The sequence below is a fragment of the Nostoc sp. CHAB 5715 genome, from assembly GCF_020829685.1.
Classification (GTDB): Bacteria; Cyanobacteriota; Cyanobacteriia; order Cyanobacteriales; family Nostocaceae; genus Nostoc.
The window spans coordinates 1-2,015 of record NZ_JAIVFR010001199.1 but is presented as its reverse complement, the minus strand read 5'-3'; the positions used below and the strand labels follow the sequence as shown (position 1 = coordinate 2,015).

The window sequence follows — 2,015 nt, the reverse complement described above, 5'->3', positions numbered from 1 at the left end:
CAACTTCTAAACTTAAAAGAAGTGTTACTATATCTAGCATGGGCGTTCTGTAGACTGGAAGTTGTCGTTGTGGTAAACAACAACTTTACTACAGAACGCCCTATTTATTTTTGGCGAAGGTATTGAATGACTAAAAGCTTTTTGGCAGATACCTTTTCAAGCATCTCGCCGCTTGTTTTTGCCAACGAATATCGAGAAACAACACCAACGAGAGAGTCTGTAAAAGTAGTAATTTATGGTTCTAAAACAGGTGTTAACAACACAATTTTGACCCTTTACAAGCTGGGTTTTGCTCAAGTTAATGAATGGAGTCCTTTATTACCTAGTCCCAACCCTGGAGAAGTCATGAGTATCTTAACTAAGTACATTCTGACCACTTGACTGTAATTCGACTAGTAAAAAATATGGTAGGGTGGGCAATGCACACCCTACAAAAATAACCGGACAATACCGAGCGAATTCCATTCGCCCCATATTTTATTCTTAAATATCAATGATATTTCTTGAACTTGTACTACAAAACTTTGGCCCTTACTCTGGAAGACAAGTAATCAATCTTGACCCAAGAAAAGATGAAAATACCTGCCCAATTATTTTATTAGGTGGGATGAATGGCGGGGGAAAAACTACGCTGATGGATGCTATACGCCTTGCGCTTTATGGTCATCGCGCTCAATGTTCTACCCGTGGTAATTTGAGTTATAATGATTTTTTGAACCAATGTGTTAATAGTAAAGCTAACCCTACTGAGAAAACTCGGATTGAATTAGTTTTTGAACACATCGAAGATGATAAACCAGTAAAATATCGGATTGTTAGAATTTGGGAAAAAAATCCTAAAGATGGTAAAGATTATTTAGGAATTTTAGGCGATGATGATACTTGGCCTGTGGATTCTTTGGTAAATACATGGGATGATTATATAGAAAATCTGCTGCCATTAGGAATTTCTAATTTATTTCTCTTCGATGGTGAACAAGTAAGAAACCTTGCAGAACAGGAATCACCTCCATTAATTGTAATTGAAGCTATTCGCGGACTTTTAGGGCTAGAGTTAGCAGATCGTTTAGCAGTTGATTTAGATATCTTAGTTAACCGTAAACTTAAAGAAGTTGGTAATAGTAAAGATTTAGCAAACCTAGAGGAAATTGAAGCTAGGTTAACCCAACAGCAAGAAGATTATCAAATAACAGGAGATAAATTAGAAAGTCTCAAAAATCAGGTAGAAGAATTAGAAAAAAAGCAGCAAGAAGCCTTTGATAAATTCATTTTTGAAGGTGGGAAGATTGCAGCAGAACGCAATCAACTAGAACTACAACAAAAAGCGAAAACTGCGGAAGTTGAACAAGTACGTCAGTCGATGTGTGAATTGGCGGCAGATATTTTACCTCTGGCATTAATTCCCAATTTGCTTAATCAGGTGCAAGCACAGGGAAAAAAGGAATTTCGCCATCAACAGGTACAAATCTCCAAAGATTTGTTAATTGAGCGAGATCAGCGTTTACTCAGTTGGCTAACTCAAGCAGAAATTTCTCCGATACAAGTTGAAAAAATTCAATCATTTTTAGTCCAAGATGTAGATAGTTTATATGCAAAGACTATCCAGACAGAAGCACCTTGGTTATTAGCTGATGATGAGACTTTAAGTCAGCTAGATAATCTTATATATCATTTACAAAATTATAAACTTTCTGCAAAAGAGAAATTAGTTATTCTCAAAAATCAAGAAGAAGAAATTCATACTCTAGAAAGGCAAGTGCAAACAGCAGCAGCACCGGAAGATTATACAAAGCTGCGTCAAGCACTAGAAGCTGCACAAAATCAAGTTGTTGAAGCTAAAGCAAATTACGAAACAATCCGCCGCCGGTTAGCTGAATTAGAAACTATTATTGCCAAGTCCAAAAAAGAATTAAGTGAATATACAGTAGAAAACATTAAACATAAAAATAACGAACATATTATTACGTCAGCAGCAAAAGTTCAAGAAACACACAAGAATTTTCGTGAAAAATTAA

The 2,015-nt window shown here is 35.8% G+C and carries 2 protein-coding genes; both read left to right on the top strand.

Annotated features, from left to right (window positions below):
* Positions 1-126 precede the first annotated feature (126 nt).
* The gene (locus LC574_RS37660; protein ID WP_229458706.1) at positions 127-381 is read left to right on the top strand and encodes a hypothetical protein; all 255 of its coding nucleotides are present in this window, start codon (positions 127-129) and stop codon (positions 379-381) included.
* Between the two features lie 112 nt (positions 382-493).
* A partial coding sequence (dndD, locus tag LC574_RS37655) for a DNA sulfur modification protein DndD (RefSeq protein WP_229458705.1) occupies positions 494-2,015 on the top strand: 1,522 nt, incomplete at its 3' end.